The following is a 19,220-nucleotide window of genomic DNA, read 5'->3' as shown; positions in this document are numbered from 1 at the left end:
TTATGAAACCCGTAATTGCGCTGATTGGGCGTCCAAATGTCGGAAAATCGACATTATTTAACCAAATCACTAAAAGCCGTGATGCTCTTGTTGCTGACTTTGCTGGTCTAACACGTGACCGCAAATATGGTGATGCCGTGTATCAAAATAAATCGTTTATTGTGGTGGATACTGGTGGTATTGGTGAAAGCGAACAAGGCATAGATAGCTATATGGCTGAGCAGTCTAAAACTGCCATCCATGAAGCTGATATGATTGTTTTTGTCGTAGATGCGCGTGCGGGTTTATTGGCTTCAGATGAACAAATTGCAAGAGATTTACGTGCTCTTGGAAAAAAAGTTTTCTTAGTTGCCAATAAAGTTGATGGTGTTCATGCTGAAGCTGCTGTTGTCGAGTTTTATAAACTTGGCCTTGGTGAGCCGATGCATGTTGCAGCAAGTCATGGTCGTGGCGTTGCACAAATGCTTGAAGACATCTTAATTGATGTGCCAGAAGATGAGAATCCAGAGACATTAGATAAACTTACAGGTTTACGTCTTGCGGTAATCGGTCGTCCAAATGTTGGTAAATCAACACTTGTGAATCGCCTTTTAGGTGAAGAGCGTGTTGTCGTTTATGATATGCCGGGCACAACACGAGACTCTGTTTATATTCCTTACGAGCGTAATGAACGTAAATATACGCTAATTGATACAGCAGGTGTACGACGTAAAGGTAAGGTGGATGAAACAATTGAGAAGTTCTCAATTGTGAAAACGTTACAAGCGATTAAAGATGCACATGTGATTGTTGCTGTTATTGATGCAAGAGAAGGTATTGTTGAGCAAGATTTACATCTTATTGGCTATGCTTTACAAGCAGGTCGAGCTTTAGTAATTGCGATTAATAAGTGGGACAATATGTCCGAATATGATCGTAAGCAAGTGAAGTTAGATGTAGAAAGACGTTTTGATTTTATTCCTTGGGCAAAAATCCATCTTATTTCTGCTTTACATGGCACAGGTGTTGGTGATCTCTATCCATCTATCCATCGTGCATATGAATCAGCAAATTTAAAAGTATCACCTTCAAAATTAACTCAAATTTTGAATGATGCGACTGATCAGCATCAGCCACCACAAATTCAAGGTCGTCGTATTAAAATGCGTTATGCGCATATGGGCGGACAAAACCCACCAACGATCGTGATTCATGGTAATAAAGTAGATAAAACACCTGCTGATTACCGTCGTTATTTAGAAAATATTTTCCGTAAAGTCTATAAGCTTGAAGGAACACCAGTGAGAATTGAATTTAAGACTTCAGAGAATCCATTTGAAGGTCGTAAGTCACAGTTAGATGAGCGTACTGCTGCACGTCGCCGTCGTTATGTGCAAAAATTCAAGAAAGCTGAGAAGAAATATAAGCGTTAATACTGCTTAAATATAAAAAAGCCAAGCATCTTTATGCTTGGCTTTTTAATTTAAATCAATTGCTTAGAAATGTATCTATGAAAATATTTGTTCACTATCTTTGTCTAGAAAAGCTGTTGAATACAGAGAATTACACACATAAAAAAGTACTGACTAAAATAGAAAAGAAAAATATTCAAATGCAACGTAATTTTTATTTAAAAGAATTTTTAAAGACGGATAAGTCAATAAATATTACAGAAGATCGGTATGGAAAACCATATGCAATTGACTATCCTTATTTATGTTTTAATCACTCACATAGTCAATCCTTCTATGCATTGGCATATAACAAACAGAATATTCATGTGGGTGTTGATATAGAAGATTTTTCAAGAAGTATTCACATGGATGCTTTAGCTAAAAGATATTTCCATATAGAAGAAGTACGAAAATGGGAAGAAATGGGAAAAAGTAAAAAAATTTGGTTAAAAATTTGGACGATTAAAGAAGCTGTGCTTAAAGCACATGGTTTGGGTATTCGACTCAGTTTAAAATCATTAAACACAAATATTGATGATCAAAGTAACATCGGTATGGTAAGACATGAAAAACTTGGTTTATTTCGCTATCAATGCTTTGATATGAAATTTTCTATGATGACGGTTGCTTATCAAGATGTTGGTATTGATGCAGATATTATTTTCAAATAAAAACAGCACCATATGAGGTGCTGTTTTTATGAAGAGAAATACTATTATGGAATATTGTGGTGTTCTTCATCAAATTCAGGTTTGACTTGTACAATGAAATCTTGGCGGTTTAAGCCTCTCCAAAGTGCAAATGCTGTACCAATATAAATAGATGAATAAGTACCTACAAAAATACCTACAAACATTGCAACAGAGAACCAATGTAGGCCATCACCACCTAAGAACATCATAGAAACAACAACAAGTGTTAGAGTCATAGAAGTATGTACTGTACGGCGTAATGTCTCCGTGAGTGCAATATCAATCACTTCGCGTGGTGATGCACCACGAATTTTACGGAAGTTCTCACGAATACGGTCAGAGACCACAATATTATCATTCAGTGAGAAACCAATAACCGCAAGCACAGCAGCTAAAACTGTGAGGTCGAAAGGCCACTGCATTAGGGCAAAAGCACCTAAAATTGCAATGATGTCGTGGAATAACGATAAGATTGCACCCATTGCAATTTTAAACTCAAATCGGATCGTTACATAAATAAGCATGAGTAGCAGAGCAAGTGCTACAGCACCCGCAGAGCGTACATAAAGCTCATTTCCTACTTGACCACCCACAGAGTCAACTTTATGCAATGTTGCAACATTATTTGGTACTTGGACTGCTTTTGTAAGCGATGCATTGAGGTCTTCAACTTTCATGTCTTGTACAGGCATGCGGATGAGCAAATCGGTGTTGCTTCCTAATGTTTGTACAACACTATGTTTAAAACCAGATTTTTCAAGAGATTGAACAACTTGGTCTTGATCGACACCTTTTTGATACGTTACTTCTGCAGCAATACCACCTGTAAAGTCTAAACCGAGGTTCAAACCTTTGGTACAAATGAAAAAGATACTTGCAAGCGTAATAAGCACAGAGATGATTGCTGCTGGTTTAGCAACCTTCATAAAGTGAATAATACGTTCGTTATCTGGGCGGCCGTATTGCTTCTCTGGTTGAGTTACTTTGGTCATATTAATCTCCTTAGATACTCAACTTTTGTAAGTTACGACGCTTGCCATAAATAAGTTGGACAATTGCACGAGTTACAGTAATTGCTGTAAACATTGAACAAATAATACCAATCATAAGTGTAACGGCAAATCCTTTAATAGGGCCTGAACCAATTGCAAATAGAATGAAAGCAACAATAAATGTTGTTAAATTCGAGTCGAAAATGGTGTTATAGGCACGATCATAACCTGCAACAATCGCTTGTTTCGGCGATGCTCCCCACTTCATTTCTTCTCGGATACGCTCACAAATTAGAACGTTTGCATCGACTGCCATACCAATGGTAATTACAATACCTGCAATACCAGGTAGGGTAAGAGAGGCACCAATCCAAGACATAATGGTTAGAATCATTGCGAGGTTAAATACCAACGCAAAGTTTGCAATCAAACCAAATAAGCGGAAGAAGACAATCATCCATAGTGCAACAAGAATAAAGCCAACTTCGGTAGATAAAATACCTTTGTCGATATTTTCTTGTCCAAGGCTAGGACCAACGACACGCTCTTCTACAAAGTACATTGGAGCAGCAAGTGCACCCGAACGTAACATGAGCGATAGCTCAGCAGCTTCTTGAGGTGAACTTAAACCAGTAATACGGAACTGTGAACCAAGCATTTGCTGAATCGTTGCTGCGTTGATAACTACAGATTCTGTATAAGGTGTGCGGACTTCTGTTTGAACACCTGTATGTGGATCGGTAACGTAGGTAATACGCTGTTTATTTTCAATAAATAATACAGCCATACGTTTACCAACAGCACTACGTGTCGCATCTGACATCAGCTTACCACCAGCACTATCAAGTGTGATGTTTACTTCCGCACCGCCAGAGTCTTGGCTTAAACCAGAAGATGCATTCTGAACACGTTCACCCGTTAAAATGCGGTTACGTTGTAGTAAGATTTGACGACCACTATTGAGTGATTGATACGCAAACAGTTCAGTACCTGCAGGTAAAGGTTGCCCATTATATTTCCCTGTATAAGGGTCAATATATTGATCATTTTGGTTTGCAACTAAGCGGAACTCTAAGTTTGCTGTACGACCAAGGACACGTTTTGCTTCTGCGGTATCTTGTACACCTGGTAATTCGACAACAATACGGTTGCTACCTTCTGTTTGTACAACAGCCTCAGCAACACCTAACTCGTTAATACGGTTACGAAGTGTCGTTAAGTTTTGGTTAACAGCGTATGATTGAATTTCCTGACGTCGTGTATCTGTATAGTTTAGGCGTAATGTTGGCCCTGTATCGGTTGCAAGTGCTTGTTGAGAAAACTCATTGCCATTACGACGTAAGAATCCCATTGCATTATCACGATCATTGTTGTCTGCAAACTGCACAGTAATAACATTATTATTTAAACTTATATTATTAAATTTAATATTATTATCACGGAACTGACGACGTAAATCTGTCGTAGATGTTTCCATGCGTTGCGCAATTGCTTTATCCATATCTACTTCAAGTAGAAAATGAACACCACCACGTAAGTCAAGACCAAGCTTCATTGGTTTAGCACCAATTTTTTGTAGCCATAGTGGTGTAGTTGGTGCAAGGTTTAATGCAACAACATAGTTGTCACCAAGACCGCGACGTAAAGCATCTTGAGCTTTTAATTGTGTGCTAGAGTTACTTACGCGTAGTAACGCAGCATTATTTGTAAAGCTATTGTTGTGACTTGCAATTTGTTCGCTTTGTAAAATTTGCTCTGCTTTTTGTAAGATAGACTGGTCAATCGTTGTACCAGCCTTCGCTCCCGAGATCTGAACAGCAGGTTCATCTGGGTACAAACTTGGCAGTGCGTATAATGTACTAATCACAAGAACAAAAATGATTAGTAAATATTTCCATGCTGGGTAACGCATTTGCTATCTTCTTAATATGAGAAAGTCGTGCATTGGCACGACTTGAAATAAAAAATTAAAGACTATTTAGAGTGCCTTTTGGTAGTACAGAAACAACGCTTGAACGTTGAATTTTGATTTCTACACCGCGACTTAGTTCAACGACTGCATAGTCACCCTCAATTTTTTTAATACGGCCCATTAGACCGCCTGCAAACACCACTTCACTTCCTTCACCTAAGCTCTCAATGAGGGTACGGTGCTCTTTGGCACGTTTAGATTGTGGGCGCCAAATTAAAAAATAAAAGATCGCAACGAAAACAACAATCATACCAATATTGGCAATCATGCTTGGTTGCTGTGCAGCGCCTTCAGCGGCGTGAGCAGTAGAAATAAACAGGCTCATTTAAATTTCCTAAATAATAAAATCAAAAAAGATACTTGATTACTTGAGCAATGTACCTTGTCTTGGCAATGAGCGCAAATGTATGCATATTACTCATCGGCAGGGCAAGGTGGTACTTCTAGACCACGGCGGGTATAGAAGTCTTCTACAAAGGCATCAAATGTTCCTTCATCAAGTGCATGGCGCATCGTTTCTGTAAGGCGTAAGTAATAACGTAAGTTATGTATTGTACCTAGCATAGAAGCCAGCATTTCGCCACACTTCTCTAAATGGTATAAATATGCACGTGTAAAGTTTTTGCAAGTATAGCAATCACAATGAGGGTCTAAAGGACCTTGGTCGTGACGGTATCTACTATTACGAATACGTACTAAACCATCGGTTACGAAGTAGTGTCCATTACGTGCATTACGTGTTGGCATAACACAGTCAAACATATCTACACCACGACGAACTGCTTCGACGATATCTTCTGGTTTTCCAACACCCATTAAATAACGTGGTTTGTCTTCTGGCATTTTTTTGGGTAGGTAGTCTAATACCTTAATCATTTCATCTTTAGGCTCACCAACAGAGAGGCCACCAATCGCATAACCATCGAAGTCGATATCAAGGAGACCCTTTAAAGATTCATCACGTAAGTCTTCATACATACCACCTTGGATAATACCAAAGAGTGCGTTAGGGTTGCCATTCTTAGTATGTGCTGTTTTACAACGTTTTGCCCAACGCAGGCTGAGTTGTAATGACTGCTGTGCTTGTTCATGGGTAGCAGGGTAGGGCGTGCACTCATCAAAAATCATTACGATATCTGAATTGAGTGTTTGCTGAATTTCCATTGAAATTTCAGGTGATAAAAATACTTTAGAACCATCGATAGGTGATCTAAAGGTAACGCCTTCTTCTTTAATTTTACGCATTGCACCTAAGCTGAAAACTTGGAAGCCGCCTGAATCTGTTAAAATGGGTTTATTCCATTTCATAAACTCGTGTAGACCGCCATGTTCTTTAATGACCTCTAAACCAGGGCGTAAGTAAAGATGGAATGTATTTCCTAAAATAATTTGGGCATTAATGTCTTCGATATCACGAGGAAGCATGCCTTTTACTGTGCCATACGTACCAACTGGCATAAATACAGGTGTTTCAACCACACCATGTTCAAGTGTTAAGCGGCCACGACGGGCACGACCAGACTGACCTAACTTTTCAAACTTCATATGTCATCCGAATCAAGGCGAAAAAACAGTTCGCTGATGCTGAGTGCATAAGCACTTCTTTAAAAGTGTTCTATTTTCCTAAATTATGCGTAGAGATGCCACCTTTTATTCAGGTGTTTTGTAAGGAAGTCTATGTTTTTTCCAAGATTTAGTTTTTTATTTTTTTATAAGAAAATTAACTATTTCAAATGAATGACAAGATGCTGAATGATGATACAAGAAGGCGATACCTATATTAGTATCGCCTTATATTTATACGGTTGCTTGGTCAATAAGCATGGCATCGCCATAACTAAAGAAACGATATTTTTCTGCTACAGCATGTTGGTATGCTTTTAGAATATTTTCACGATTAGAAAGTGCTGAAACCAGCATCAGTAAAGTTGATTCTGGGAGGTGAAAATTTGTAATTAAGCGATCGACCACACAGAATTTATATCCTGGATAAATAAAAATTTGTGTATCGCCTGTCCATGCCTGAAGTTTACCTTGATGCGCTTGAGCCGCACTTTCTACCGCACGTGTTGCGGTTGTACCCACTGAAATAACTTTATTTCCTCGCGCTTTGGTTGCTTGAATTAAGTCGACTGTTTCAGATGGCACATTACACCATTCACTGTGCATAATATGATTTTTAATATCAGTGGTACGCACAGGCAAAAAAGTACCTGCACCAACATGTAATGTCACAAATGTTTTTTGGATACCTTTTTGTTCGAGTTTTTTGAGTAGCGTATCATCAAAGTGAAGACTAGCGGTAGGTGCGGCAACACTTGCAAGTTTTGTTGGGTCATTGAAAACGGTTTGATAACGTTCGGTATCAATGTCTTCTGCTTCTCTGTTGAAATAAGGAGGAATTGGAAGCTGACCATATAAATCGAGTATAGTCAAAATAGGCTGTGAAAATTCGACAATATAAAGGTTCTCATGGCGGCCTTTGACTGTTACAGGCACAGCATCTTTACCAATGAATAATGTGGTTTCAGGTTTTGGTGAGTTACTTGCTTTAATATGACAATGAGCAATGAATTGATCTTGCATACGCTCCACTAAAACTTCGACAGCACCACCACTTTCACGTTTCCCTTTTAAGCGTGCTTTCATTACCTTGGTATCATTTAGTACCAATAAGTCACCTTCATTGAGTAAGTCTACAATGTCAGTGAATTGATGGTCATGATATACACCTGTTTTATCTATGTGTAAAAGACGCGAGGCACTACGTTGTTCGAGTGGGTAACGTGCAATGAGTTCATCTGGAAGGTCGAAGTTAAAGTCAGAAAGCTGCATAGTCATCATTAAAGCAAATTTTATCTATTATAAACATTTTCTGTTTTAAGCATACAAAGGCTTTAAATCGTATTTGCTTTAAAAAGAAACAACTCGAACACAATTTTATTGACAATGTAAGGAAATTGCGTAATATACATCAACACAAACCCATACTCTTCCCGAGGTGGTGAAATTGGTAGACGCGGTGGATTCAAAATCCACTATCAGAGATGATGTGTCGGTTCGAGTCCGACCCTCGGGACCAAGTCTTACATTCGTAAGTCTTCTTATAAAAAATTTTATCCCTTTCTTAACTATTCTTAATGATATTCGTTAATTTGAATTTCATGTTTATGCACGCCATGCTGACAATGCATTACGAGGTGTGGATGATCAGGTGCTAAATCATCATGTCTGTGTTCAATAGCAATTTCTTCACTTTTCCAAAATATGAGTGTGGTGATAAGCAAAATAAGTACGATAATTTAATCATTAAAAAGCAAAAAAGATATTTCCAAATGACTAATGTAACCAACTAATAAATAGCACATTAGTCAAAATTCATGACAAAAAGCAAACTGTGTACTGAATAAAGTTAGGCGTGTTTGATCTGTGCTTGAGCGCTTACTCTATAGGGGGTAATGGGTAGACTAATCCCTAAAATAAACCATAAGCATAGAAGCTCCCCTATAATTTTTGAATATATAAACTTAATATGAGTAGAGCTGCACGAATATTTCTATATTTGTATTTTTCAAGAATAGATGTAAGTGAAAAGTATTGAACTTCATCCAAAAAAGTATAGTCTCTTGTATATTCAAGAATTAGCCTATTAAATTTTATTTATTTTTACACCTCAAAAATTATGGGTAATCTGGCCTATTACAACATGGGGGTTGTATTTATTTGTTGTGTGGCTACGTTTACTTATTTTTCCCAAAAATTAGTGCAGTGGCAGAAAGTGCGAGTTCAGAAATTATTAAGAAAATAATAGTGATTCGGTTAGCTAATTTAAAAGAGATATAAACTGCTTACAACGAGATGGAACTAGCTTACAATATTTATTATAAGATAATAGTAAATCGTAGTCTGATAAAAATGAATGAATTTAATGTTGTGAACTGTACCTTTGCAAAACATGGTCAGAGTATCTTGGAAATATTTAATGAAGCAATTCTAAATTCGACGGCTTTATATGAGTATGAAGAAAGAACCTTAGCTAAGGTTGAACAATGGTTTAAAGTAAAAGAAGAGGGTGGTTTTCCTGTTATTGGCTTTGAAAATGCACAAGATGTATTAATGGGTTTTGTGACTTATGGTGCATTTCGAAATTTTCCTGCAAATGCTTATACTGTAGAGCACTCAGTTTATATTCATAAAGATTATCGTGGTTTGGGACTCGGTTTTAAACTGATGCAAAAAATTATTCAAGAAGCTACAAAAAATGGTATTCATACCATGATTGGCGCTATAGATGCTCAAAATGAAGGTAGTATACGTTTACACGAAAAGCTTGGCTTTCGTTGGGCAGGTACATTACCTGAGATAGGGTTTAAATTTAACCGCTGGCTTGATTTGGCTTTCTACCAAATTATTTTATCGAATGACAATAAAATGCTAAAAGGTTAACAAAAAATGGATGAAACTGTGGGTAAACTAATATTTACAGTAAATTAAAAATAAATTAATTAAATGTAACACTTTTATTCATTGTTTGATTTTTTTGTAAAAAAAGTTAACACTGTCTAAGTAAGGTTTCTCCGTCGTGAAAACTAGAACACAATGATATGAGAGGGACTCCATGGCAATATCATCATATATAGATCGTATTGAGCAATTCAGTGCATGCCATTTTGCACTTTTGCTTAATGCTTCTAAAAATAACAATAAATTAATGCGCTTTTTACGTCGAGTAAAACAAAAAACGTCGTTTGAGCATAGTATTTGTATATTTAAAGATGAGCCTTATATATGGAGGTATTCAGATCGCACAGAAAATGGTTTGGAAGTACAGCATACATGTGAATCTGTAGTTCAACTTCTAGTGTCCTATTTGCAAAAAAAACAATATATTGATATCAATGAGCCTTCTTATGAAGAGGTGAGAACGCATTTAGCAAATCATTTCTCCAATATAGAAAGCATGTTTATTTGTAGGATACAAATAAATAATATGCCTATTGGCTTTATGATACTTTTTGATGATAAAAAAAGAACGTTGGATACAAATGTTATTGAAGAAGTAACAGAGTTATGTACAGACTTAGGTGAGTATATAGAGCTAAAACAGTCAAATATACAATTGAAAGAAAAAAATGATGACTTTGCAGCTTTGACGTATAGTCAGACTAAATTTTTCCAAATTATAGCGCATGATTTACGTGCGCCATTTCATGGATTATTGGGTTTTTCTGAAGTCTTAGCAGATGAGATTTCTACTTTAGATACAGATAGTCTACACCGTATTGCTAGTTATTTAAATGATACAGCACAGTCTACATATCATCTATTAGAAAACTTACTAAATTGGGCTATGGCAGAAGGTGGACAGTTTGTATACCATCCTAAAGCATTTTGTTTGCAACGCTCAAGCCACATTGTAACGGGTGTGTTGAACAGTTTGGCTATGAATAAAAAAATTGAATTGGTTGACCAAATACCAGATCAACTTGAAGTATATGCCGATATGAACATGGTTACTTCGATCTTACAGAATCTTGTATCGAATGCGCTGAAATTTACACCTACAGATGGTTCGGGTAAGGTCGTGATTTTTGCCGAGAATGATCAGGATAATGTGCGTATTTCTATTACTGATACAGGCTTAGGAATGGATGACCAGCAACAGCGTGAAATCTTTCAGCCAAAAATAAAAACCTCATTGATAGGTACAGCAGGTGAGAAAGGTACAGGTCTTGGGCTGGTTTTATGTAAGCGATTTGTCGATTTAAACCATGGTGAAATTACAGTAAAATCGAAAAAAGGTTTAGGTACAACATTTGAGATTTTACTACCTAATATGCAGAAAGAATATAATGTAAAACAGCGTGTTGAGAAAATTGCTGTGTAAATAATTAAAGACAAAACATTTAAATTATTCTATGTTTGACTTGTATATTGGCAGAAAATGCAGGTTAGAGCATGAATGGCGAACAACTAGAAAAAACGTTAAGCGCAAGTGTATATGCCGAGAAAGTCTTTTCTATTTATCGTGAACAGATTGAAGAAGATTATAAGTTAGATCAGTATTTGAGCGTTCTTTCTCAGAAGGAAGTTGTATTAATAACGCAAAAGGCTTTGGAAGAAGTAGAAGATGAGCAACAATGGATGAAGTTGTTGCGTATTTTACGTGCAAGATTAATGTTTCGTTGGATATGGCAAGACGTAAATAAACTGACTAATGTTGTGCAACTAACAAAAGAGCTTTCTGACTTTGCAGATATATGTATAAGTGAAGCAAAAGACTTTGCAAAAAAACCATTACTGCAAAAATATGGCGAACCGATTGGTATAGACGGTTTAGTACAAGATCTGATTGTCATTGGGATGGGGAAACTTGGTGCACAAGAACTAAATTTATCAAGTGATATTGACCTTATCTTTGCATTTGATGAGCAAGGTGAGACCAATGGTAAAAAAGTCATTGATGTACAGCAATTTTGTATTTTATGGGGGCAGAAAATTATTTATTTGCTTGACCATATTACGGCAGATGGTTTTGTTTTTCGAGTAGATATGCGTTTACGCCCTTGGGGAGAAGGCTCTCCTTTAGCACTAAGCTATGCTGCACTCGAAAAATATTTAATTCAGCATGGACGAGAGTGGGAGCGTTATGCTTGGATTAAAGCGAGAGTGATTACTGGTATAGGCAAAGGGCAAGAACTTCTTGCCATGACACGCCCTTTTGTGTTCCGCCGTTATGTTGACTATACCGCTTTTGCTGCCATGCGTGAGATGAAAAGCATGATAGAAAAAGAGGTTGTTCGGCGCAATTTACAAGATGATATTAAATTGGGTGCAGGCGGTATTCGAGAAATTGAATTTATTGTGCAGGTCTTTCAGCTAATTTATGGTGGGGCAAAGTTAGAGTTACAAGATAGGCAATGTTTAGTGAGCTTAGCACATCTTGCTGAGATGGAACTCTTAACTACGTCTGTTGTGAAACAACTTAAAGAGGCATATCTTTTTCTAAGGTGTGTTGAACATGCAATTCAAGCACTTAATGATCAACAAACACAATCTTTACCAATAACAGATGATTTAAAAGCGCGCTTGCTTATTGCTTTAGGTTATAGCACATGGTCTGAGTTTATTAGTGACTTAGATATACATCGAAATATTGTGAAAGCACAGTTTAAATTGCTAATTCAAGAAAATATAGATATTGAAGTTGCCGAAAACCAAGAAAATTTACAGCAACATTTAAGTGAACATTTAGATGAATCTGCAAGGCAACTTGTTCATGAGTTTTGGTCAAGTAATGCCGTGAAGAAATTACCTGCTCAGGCATTGAAACGTTTAAAAGCATTTTGGACACCTTTTATTGAACTTGTCTTACAGTCAGAGAAACCACAAAGTGCATTGTTGCGGTTAATACCATTGGTCGAATCTGTTCTAAGGCGTACGGTATATTTGGTTATGCTTGTAGAGAGTAAAGGGGCATTGCAACGATTAATTAAAATGGCTGTGGTCAGTCCTTGGATTTGTGAAGAGTTAACACAATACCCTGTACTATTGGATGACTTTCTCTCAATGGATTTTGAGCTACCAACTCGACCCGATTTACAAGATGCGATGCGACATCAACTTTTGCGTGTAGAAGTTGATCAAATCGAAGATCAAATGCGTATTTTGCGCTTATTTAAGAAAAGCCATGTATTGGCAGTAGCAGCAAGTGATGTCTTGGCTGAAAGTCCTTTAATGAAAGTGTCTGATGCACTGACAGATATTGCAGAGGTGAGTGTGGAAACCACGTTACATTTGGCATATCGAGCAGTTGCTGATCGGTTTGGTTTTCCTGTTCTTAAAAATGGACAGCGATGTACTTTAGATATCAAGGGATTTATTGTTATTGGGTATGGCAAGCTTGGCGGTATAGAGTTGGGCTATGGGTCAGATTTAGATCTTGTATTTATTCATGATTTAGAGGAACAAACCGATACTAACGGCTTAAAGAAAATTTCAGGTTTTGAATTTGCTTTAAAAGTTGCACAAAAGTTTATGTCACTGATGACAACGCAAACTTTAGATGGTCGTGCCTATGAAATTGATACACGCCTTCGTCCTTCAGGAGAGGCGGGTGTATTGGTGACAAGTTTACGTGCATATAGTTTATATCAGGAAAAAAGTGCATGGCTATGGGAGCATCAGGCATTGGTACGAGCACGCTCTATTGCAGGTGATGAAGACTTACGTAAGGCATTTGAGAATATCCGTAGGCAAGTATTAACCCAAGCGCGTGATATTACAGTTGTTCAAGATGAAGTATTAAAGATGCGTCAAAAGATGAAAGCGCATCTTGGTTCAAATGAGACAGAAAAAAAATCTGGTATTTTTCATTTAAAACAGGATACAGGTGGTATCGTTGATATTGAATTTATGGCACAGTATATGGTGTTGGCATGGAGTGGGACGAAACCCGATCTCGCCCGCTACTCTGACAATGTTCGAATCTTAGAAGATGCTGCAAGACTTGGCAATTTATCCAGTGCCGAAGCACATGCTTTGATTCAAGCTTACCTGAGTGAACGAGCTGAAAGCCACCGTTTAGCCCTTGCAAATCATAACATGCAAGTTCAAGCAGCGGATTGGCAAGACACCCGCGAGATCGTTTGCAAATTGTGGCAAAAACTAATTGATCCAACTGCAGGAAGTGCGTTGGACAGTCAATAATAATGTAGAAATTTGGAGTGTGTGCCATGAATTTGGCTGATCGTGATGGTTTTATTTGGCAAGATGGAAAGTTAATTGATTGGCGTGATGCAAAAGTTCACGTCCTAACACATACACTACATTATAGTATGGGTGTCTTTGAAGGCGTACGCGCTTATGAAACACCAAAAGGCCCAGCAATTTTTCGTTTAAAAGATCATACTAAACGCTTACTGAACTCTGCAAAGATTTATCAGATGAAAGTCACTTATGACCAAGCGACTTTAGAACAAGCTCAAATTGATGTAGTCCGTGAAAATAAACTCAATTCATGCTACTTGCGTCCATTTATTTGGATTGGTTCTGAAAAGCTAGGTATTGCTTCGACAGATAACTCAATTCACGCGGCTGTTGCTGCATGGGGTTGGGGTGCATACTTAGGTGAAGAAGCAATGGCGCAAGGTATTCGTGTTAAAACTTCTTCATTTACACATCACCATCCAAACGTGACAATGTGTAAAGCAAAGGCTTGTGGTAACTATACGGTATCTATTTTGGCACACCAAGAAGTTGCTCAAGCTGGGTATGACGAAGCAATGCTGATGGATCCACAAGGGTTTGTATGCCAAGGTTCAGGTGAAAATGTATTCCTCATTAAAGATGGTGTTTTACATACACCAGATTTGGCAGGCGGTGCGCTTGAGGGGATTACTCGTCAGACAATTATTACCATTGCTAAAGATCTAGGGTATGAGGTTGTAGAACGCCGTATTACACGTGATGAATTCTATATTGCAGATGAAGCATTCTTTACAGGAACGGCGGCAGAAGTAACGCCAATTCGTGAATACGATGACCGTCAAATTGGTGAAGGTAAACGTGGTCCAATTACCACTGAATTGCAAAAAACATTCTTTGATGCAGTGCAAGGTAAAAATCCAAAATATGAACATTGGTTAACTTATGTGAACTAATTAAAATATTTGGAAAAGGCGAACCATGAAGTTCGCCTTTTTTATATCTGCCTTATGGGCTTTATGCTAAAATCGTGTTGTCGTCAGATGACTGGCTATGAACAATAGGTAGCGTAACATGTTAGATTCTCAAAAGTCAGATGCACAGGAAGTGCAAGAAAATATTATTTTGTGTATGAAATGGGGCACAAAATATGGTGCTGAATATGTGAATCGTTTATATAACATGGTGAAACGCCACTTAACCTTACCATTTAAAATGGTTTGTCTGACAGATATTTCTGAAGGCATTTTACCTGAAGTAGAGTGTTACCCAATCCCACCTTTAGATTTACCTGAAGGTAGCCCTGAACGTGGTTGGAATAAACTTTCTACATTTGAGCCTGATTTATATGGTTTAAAAGGTAATGCACTCTTCTTAGATTTAGATGTAGTGATTGTCGACAATATCGATTGCTTTTTTCAACAAGAAGGTGATTTTCTAATTATTCATGATTGGAAACGACCTTGGCGTATTACAGGTAACAGCTCAGTTTATCGTTTTAAAATTGGTGCATTTCCAGAAATTTTACCTTATTTTAGAAAAAACTTTGATGAGATTAGACAGAAGTTCCGTAATGAGCAGGCTTATCTATCATGGTTTATCGATCAGCATGGTACGTTAACATATTGGCCTGACAGTTGGTGTAAAAGCTATAAATATCATTGCCTACATAAAATACCCTTTGCTTATTTTAAGCCACCGATTAAACCTACAGGTGTAAAAGTAATTATTTTTCATGGGGAAATTAATCCACCAGATGCGATTAATGGAACGGGTGGGAAGTGGTATCGCTATGTTTTACCATCAGATTGGATTAAAGACGCGTGGCAGTAATGAAGGATTCAATCACTGCAATCAATCAGCAATCTCGACCATACCGTTTAAGTGTGGTTATGATTGTAAAAAATGAAGCTAAAAATTTAGAAAAAAGCCTACCTGCACTTTATGGTTGGATTGATGAGTTAATTGTACTCGACTCTGGCAGTACAGATCATAGTGAACAGCTTGTAAAGCAAGCAGGTGGGAAATGGTATTGTAATGCTGACTGGCCGGGATTTGGGAAGCAACGCCAAATTGCACAACAATATGCGACAGGCGATTGGATTCTTGCTTTAGATGCAGATGAGGAAATTACACCTGATTTACGAGATAGTATTTTAAAAGCAATAGATAATCCGCCTGAACATGTCGTTTATGGCATTAAACGGATCGACTGTATTTTTGGGCATAAGATAGATAACCCATATTGGCCATTAAAAGCACACTGGCGTTTATATCCTAAAAGCTTTCAATATAATGATAATCTTGTACATGAGTCTGTAGAACTCAACAATGCTGTATGTAAAAAGCTCGAAGGGTTTTTATTACATCACACAGCGGATACGCCGTTATTTTGGTTGGATAAAAGACTCTCTTATGCAAAGGCTTGGGCAGAAGATCGCTTTCCAAAAGGAAAAAGAGTATCTGTATCATCTATATTTATTCGTTCTTTTTGGGCTTTTTTTAAACAGTATATTGTAGATGGTCGTTTTCTAATGGGTAAATATGGGCTGTTTTATGCTGCATTATTTTCTCAGTATACTTTTAATAAATATGCCATTTTATATGATCTTACCGAAAATAAGGTAGAGCAAGCCTTTAAACAATCGCAAATCGAAACCAAACAACAAATATCTTTAAATACGCAGGTAAAGCAATCGACAGTATCTCTAGTGATGATTGTAAAAAATGAAGCACGACATCTCGCTGCGTGTTTAGATACAGTCAAAGATTTAGTCGATGAAATTATTCTATTGGACTCAGGCAGTACGGATAATACGCAAAAAATTGCAGAAAGCTATAATGCAAAGTGGTATGAAAATAAAGATTGGCAAGGTTTTGGTAAGCAACGCCAAATTGCACAATCTTATGCAACCTCTGATTATATTTTAGTATTAGATGCCGATGAGCGTTTAGATAATGACTTAAGACAAGCAGTTTTGCATGTACTACAAGGACCTGTAAAGAACGATATTGTTTATGCACTGAATAGAAGAGACTACTTTTGTGGTCGAGTCGTTCGTCAAGGATACTTTGATGCTTACGACCGTTTATATGCACGTACTGTATTTGAGTTTAGTCATGCAGAGGTACATGAATCATTAGACCGAAAATCTGCCAAAAGAGAAGTATTAGAAGGTGTTTTGTATCATCATACTAATGACAGCTTGTACCATTTCTTGTTTAAGAACATTCATTATAGTCATCAATGGGCACAGCAAAATGCTGCTCGAAAAAAATCAATTTGGCTTATTAGTGCATTTTTAAGAGCATTTATTTCATTTTGCAGAGAGTATATTTTTCGTTCTGCATATCGTACTCAAGGTTACGGGCTTATTTTTGCTATTGCAACAATGGGCTATACATTAGATAAATATCTCATGTTGTGGCACGAGCAGAATGATAAAAATAGTGTGGGGTAGTTTCATTGAATGTTTTAATTATTAATTTAGATCAGTGTGAAGACCGTCTAGAACAACAAAAACAACAGTTTAAGAACCTTGGTTTAACCTTTGAAAGGTTGCCTGCTGTTTCTATTAAAGAAATTTCTACGCAAGATTATGAAAGATTAGCTTTTAATGGTCAGCGTCCAATGAAGCAGTCAGAGTTGGCGTGTTTTTTAAGCCATAAGAAAGCTTGGGAAGTTGTTGTTGAGTTAGGGAAACCTTGCGTTATTTTAGAAGATGATGCTGTACTTGTGCGGGATTTTAAAAAAATAGTTGATGATATTTCACAGCTTAAAGATATTGATATTATTAATTTTGAAGTACATGGCAGAAAGAAAATGGTTTCTAAGGAAAGCATTGTAACCATTGCGAAAGATTATAATATATTTCAGTTATATCAAGATAGAAGTGGTGCAGCCGCATATGTTCTTTTTCCATCGGGAGCAGATAAGTTACTGAAGCGGTTAGAGCAGACCTACCCTAAGTTAGCAGATGAGTTTATATGGAACTGTTATAATTTAAATAGATTTCAAGTCGAGCCAGCCGTTGCATTACAAAGTGATAAGGCACAAATGTATGGTGTGGATGTTGGTATGATGCACAGTTCGGTAATAGGACTAATTAAAAATAACCATGTGAACAATCATGCTTTCTCTTTTTCTTCTCAATTGAAATATAAGAAAAATAGAGTGATACAACAGGTATTGTTGGGTGTACACCAGCTCACAGGTTTTTTGAAATATAAGCGTAGAGATATTGTATTAGATAAAGAGCGCTTCAAATTAGACCAGTTTAGAAATTAAGGTCTAATAAATAATCAAACAATGTATTAAGTACATAAAAGAAACACTCTATTCATACATAATTAGTTTTTTCTAAGGACAATATTCTGTTTAACTTTTTTGATGCAGTTGCATTGAATATTCTGATTCAATATATTTTTTCTAAATAAAGCGAAATAATTTTGATATTTAGATGAACATAAATATTTTGAGTTTTCCATTCTTTTATGGCATAGAGCAGTTATACAGAATCTAAAATACATTATGAATTTTGAAAATGATATTATTCATTCTGATGATGACTTGTACGGAAGAAAGTAATTGATGGTTATCCCTAAAATCATTCACCAGACTTATAGAAGTAAAAATCTTCCTCCAGAAATTTTGGAGATTGTTGATAGTCTTAAGAGTTTAAATCCAGATTGGGAATATAAGTTTTATACAGACGAAGATATTTTAGAGTATATCCAAAATAACTTTGATGAAAAAGTTTTAACAGCCTATCTAAAAATTAATCCAATTTATGGTGCAGCAAAGGCTGATCTATTTAGATATTTAGTCTTATATAAAGAGGGTGGTGTATATCTAGATATTAAAAGTACCTGTATATATCCTTTAAGTGATGTGATTCAGCCAAATGATAAATTTATTGTTACTCAATGGCAAAATGAATTAGGTCAGAAAGATGAGGGTGCAGGACTATTTAAGTGCTTAAGAGAAGATTTAAAGCTACAGAATGGAGAGTATCAGCAATGGTTTATTATTACTGAAAAACAATCTCCAGTAATGAAGCATGTTGTAGATACAGTTGTTAATAATATTTTGAACTATAGAGCATGGAAATATAAGTTTCATAGCTATGGGAAACGAGGTGTACTATTTGTAACTGGTCCTATTGCTTATACCAAAGCAATTTATAGTATTCAAAATAAATATCCGATTAGATTTGAACGTTATGATAGTGATATTGGTTTTGTTTATAATGCATTGATAAATAAATCACATACTAAGGTTTTATCAAACCATTATGCTAACTATAAAACACATGTGGTTGATCAAGGGTTTAGAATTAATTTTATTTCGTCTATTTATATCTTTTTCGTTCGTTTAATTAAAAACACGTTGAAAGCAATGGGTAAAATGAACCAGTAGATTATT

At 36.6% G+C, this 19,220-nt stretch carries 15 protein-coding genes and 1 tRNA gene; 11 read left to right on the top strand and 5 right to left on the bottom strand.

Annotation, left to right across the window (positions count from 1 at the left end):
• Positions 1-2: 2 nt before the first annotated feature.
• Together der and AC1MPL_RS00625 are read left to right on the top strand one after the other, a co-directional pair.
• Positions 3-1,412 (top strand): ribosome biogenesis GTPase Der, encoded by a 1,410-nt coding sequence (gene der, locus AC1MPL_RS00630; protein ID WP_479763410.1) that lies wholly within the window; start codon positions 3-5, stop codon positions 1,410-1,412.
• Positions 1,413-1,489: 77 nt separating this feature from the next.
• Entirely contained in the window at positions 1,490-2,104 is a 615-nt protein-coding gene (locus AC1MPL_RS00625; RefSeq protein ID WP_479763408.1) for a 4'-phosphopantetheinyl transferase family protein, read from the top strand.
• 44 nt (positions 2,105-2,148) lie between these two features.
• Here the strand turns inward: AC1MPL_RS00625 and secF are convergent, their stop codons facing one another.
• The 5 genes from secF to queA all read right to left on the bottom strand — a co-directional run bounded on the left by secF (position 2,149) and on the right by queA (position 7,924).
• Entirely contained in the window at positions 2,149-3,117 is a 969-nt protein-coding gene (secF, locus tag AC1MPL_RS00620) for a protein translocase subunit SecF (RefSeq protein WP_479763406.1), read from the bottom strand.
• A gap of 10 nt (positions 3,118-3,127) precedes the next feature.
• Complete coding sequence (gene secD, locus AC1MPL_RS00615) at positions 3,128-5,029, bottom strand: protein translocase subunit SecD (protein WP_479763405.1); 1,902 nt, start codon at positions 5,027-5,029, stop codon at positions 3,128-3,130.
• A gap of 55 nt (positions 5,030-5,084) precedes the next feature.
• Positions 5,085-5,414, bottom strand: a complete 330-nt coding sequence (yajC, locus tag AC1MPL_RS00610) for a preprotein translocase subunit YajC (RefSeq protein WP_479763403.1) — start codon at positions 5,412-5,414, stop codon at positions 5,085-5,087.
• Between the two features lie 89 nt (positions 5,415-5,503).
• Positions 5,504-6,634: a tRNA guanosine(34) transglycosylase Tgt gene (gene tgt, locus AC1MPL_RS00605; RefSeq protein ID WP_479763401.1), complete on the bottom strand. Its 1,131-nt coding sequence runs from the start codon at positions 6,632-6,634 to the stop codon at positions 5,504-5,506.
• Between the two features lie 252 nt (positions 6,635-6,886).
• Positions 6,887-7,924, bottom strand: a complete 1,038-nt coding sequence (gene queA, locus AC1MPL_RS00600) for a tRNA preQ1(34) S-adenosylmethionine ribosyltransferase-isomerase QueA (protein WP_479766118.1) — start codon at positions 7,922-7,924, stop codon at positions 6,887-6,889.
• A gap of 160 nt (positions 7,925-8,084) precedes the next feature.
• Here queA and AC1MPL_RS00595 point away from each other — a divergent pair.
• The 9 genes from AC1MPL_RS00595 (at position 8,085) to AC1MPL_RS00555 (ending at position 19,214) form a co-directional block, all read left to right on the top strand.
• Positions 8,085-8,171 (top strand) — tRNA-Leu (locus AC1MPL_RS00595).
• An 833-nt stretch (positions 8,172-9,004) separates the two neighbouring features.
• A complete protein-coding gene (locus AC1MPL_RS00590) occupies positions 9,005-9,535 on the top strand; it encodes an N-acetyltransferase family protein (protein WP_479763400.1) in 531 nt (176 codons plus the stop codon).
• Positions 9,536-9,707: 172 nt separating this feature from the next.
• Positions 9,708-10,976, top strand: coding sequence for a sensor histidine kinase (locus tag AC1MPL_RS00585; RefSeq protein WP_479763398.1), 1,269 nt, complete (start codon positions 9,708-9,710; stop codon positions 10,974-10,976).
• A gap of 71 nt (positions 10,977-11,047) precedes the next feature.
• The gene (glnE, locus tag AC1MPL_RS00580; protein WP_479763396.1) at positions 11,048-13,798 is read left to right on the top strand and encodes a bifunctional [glutamate--ammonia ligase]-adenylyl-L-tyrosine phosphorylase/[glutamate--ammonia-ligase] adenylyltransferase; all 2,751 of its coding nucleotides are present in this window, start codon (positions 11,048-11,050) and stop codon (positions 13,796-13,798) included.
• 26 nt (positions 13,799-13,824) lie between these two features.
• On the top strand, positions 13,825-14,751 hold the full coding sequence (locus tag AC1MPL_RS00575; RefSeq protein ID WP_023272951.1) for a branched-chain amino acid transaminase: 927 nt from the start codon (positions 13,825-13,827) through the stop codon (positions 14,749-14,751).
• A gap of 118 nt (positions 14,752-14,869) precedes the next feature.
• Complete coding sequence (locus AC1MPL_RS00570) at positions 14,870-15,628, top strand: glycosyltransferase (RefSeq protein WP_479763394.1); 759 nt, start codon at positions 14,870-14,872, stop codon at positions 15,626-15,628.
• Complete coding sequence (locus AC1MPL_RS00565) at positions 15,628-17,256, top strand: glycosyltransferase family 2 protein (protein ID WP_479766117.1); 1,629 nt, start codon at positions 15,628-15,630, stop codon at positions 17,254-17,256. The genes AC1MPL_RS00570 and AC1MPL_RS00565 overlap by 1 nt, the downstream gene beginning before the upstream one ends.
• A 5-nt stretch (positions 17,257-17,261) precedes the next feature.
• Complete coding sequence (locus AC1MPL_RS00560) at positions 17,262-18,083, top strand: glycosyltransferase family 25 protein (RefSeq protein WP_479763393.1); 822 nt, start codon at positions 17,262-17,264, stop codon at positions 18,081-18,083.
• A gap of 303 nt (positions 18,084-18,386) precedes the next feature.
• Positions 18,387-19,214: a glycosyltransferase family 32 protein gene (locus AC1MPL_RS00555; RefSeq protein WP_479763391.1), complete on the top strand. Its 828-nt coding sequence runs from the start codon at positions 18,387-18,389 to the stop codon at positions 19,212-19,214.
• Positions 19,215-19,220 lie beyond the last annotated feature (6 nt).

Source organism: Acinetobacter sp. N1-1, assembly GCF_056711485.1.
This window is presented reverse-complemented; position numbering and strand designations above follow the sequence as displayed.

Excerpts from the sequence above, each read along its gene's own strand:
- der (WP_479763410.1), top strand. The coding sequence starts at position 3 with ATGAAACCCGTAATTGCGCTGATTGGGCGTCCAAATGTCGGAAAATCG.
- AC1MPL_RS00625 (WP_479763408.1), top strand. The coding sequence starts at position 1,490 with ATGAAAATATTTGTTCACTATCTTTGTCTAGAAAAGCTGTTGAATACA.
- secF (WP_479763406.1), bottom strand. The coding sequence starts at position 3,117 with ATGACCAAAGTAACTCAACCAGAGAAGCAATACGGCCGCCCAGATAAC.
- secD (WP_479763405.1), bottom strand. The coding sequence starts at position 5,029 with ATGCGTTACCCAGCATGGAAATATTTACTAATCATTTTTGTTCTTGTG.
- yajC (WP_479763403.1), bottom strand. The coding sequence starts at position 5,414 with ATGAGCCTGTTTATTTCTACTGCTCACGCCGCTGAAGGCGCTGCACAG.
- tgt (WP_479763401.1), bottom strand. The coding sequence starts at position 6,634 with ATGAAGTTTGAAAAGTTAGGTCAGTCTGGTCGTGCCCGTCGTGGCCGC.
- queA (WP_479766118.1), bottom strand. The coding sequence starts at position 7,924 with ATGCAGCTTTCTGACTTTAACTTCGACCTTCCAGATGAACTCATTGCA.
- AC1MPL_RS00590 (WP_479763400.1), top strand. The coding sequence starts at position 9,005 with ATGAATGAATTTAATGTTGTGAACTGTACCTTTGCAAAACATGGTCAG.
- AC1MPL_RS00585 (WP_479763398.1), top strand. The coding sequence starts at position 9,708 with ATGGCAATATCATCATATATAGATCGTATTGAGCAATTCAGTGCATGC.
- glnE (WP_479763396.1), top strand. The coding sequence starts at position 11,048 with ATGAATGGCGAACAACTAGAAAAAACGTTAAGCGCAAGTGTATATGCC.
- AC1MPL_RS00575 (WP_023272951.1), top strand. The coding sequence starts at position 13,825 with ATGAATTTGGCTGATCGTGATGGTTTTATTTGGCAAGATGGAAAGTTA.
- AC1MPL_RS00570 (WP_479763394.1), top strand. The coding sequence starts at position 14,870 with ATGTTAGATTCTCAAAAGTCAGATGCACAGGAAGTGCAAGAAAATATT.
- AC1MPL_RS00565 (WP_479766117.1), top strand. The coding sequence starts at position 15,628 with ATGAAGGATTCAATCACTGCAATCAATCAGCAATCTCGACCATACCGT.
- AC1MPL_RS00555 (WP_479763391.1), top strand. The coding sequence starts at position 18,387 with ATGGTTATCCCTAAAATCATTCACCAGACTTATAGAAGTAAAAATCTT.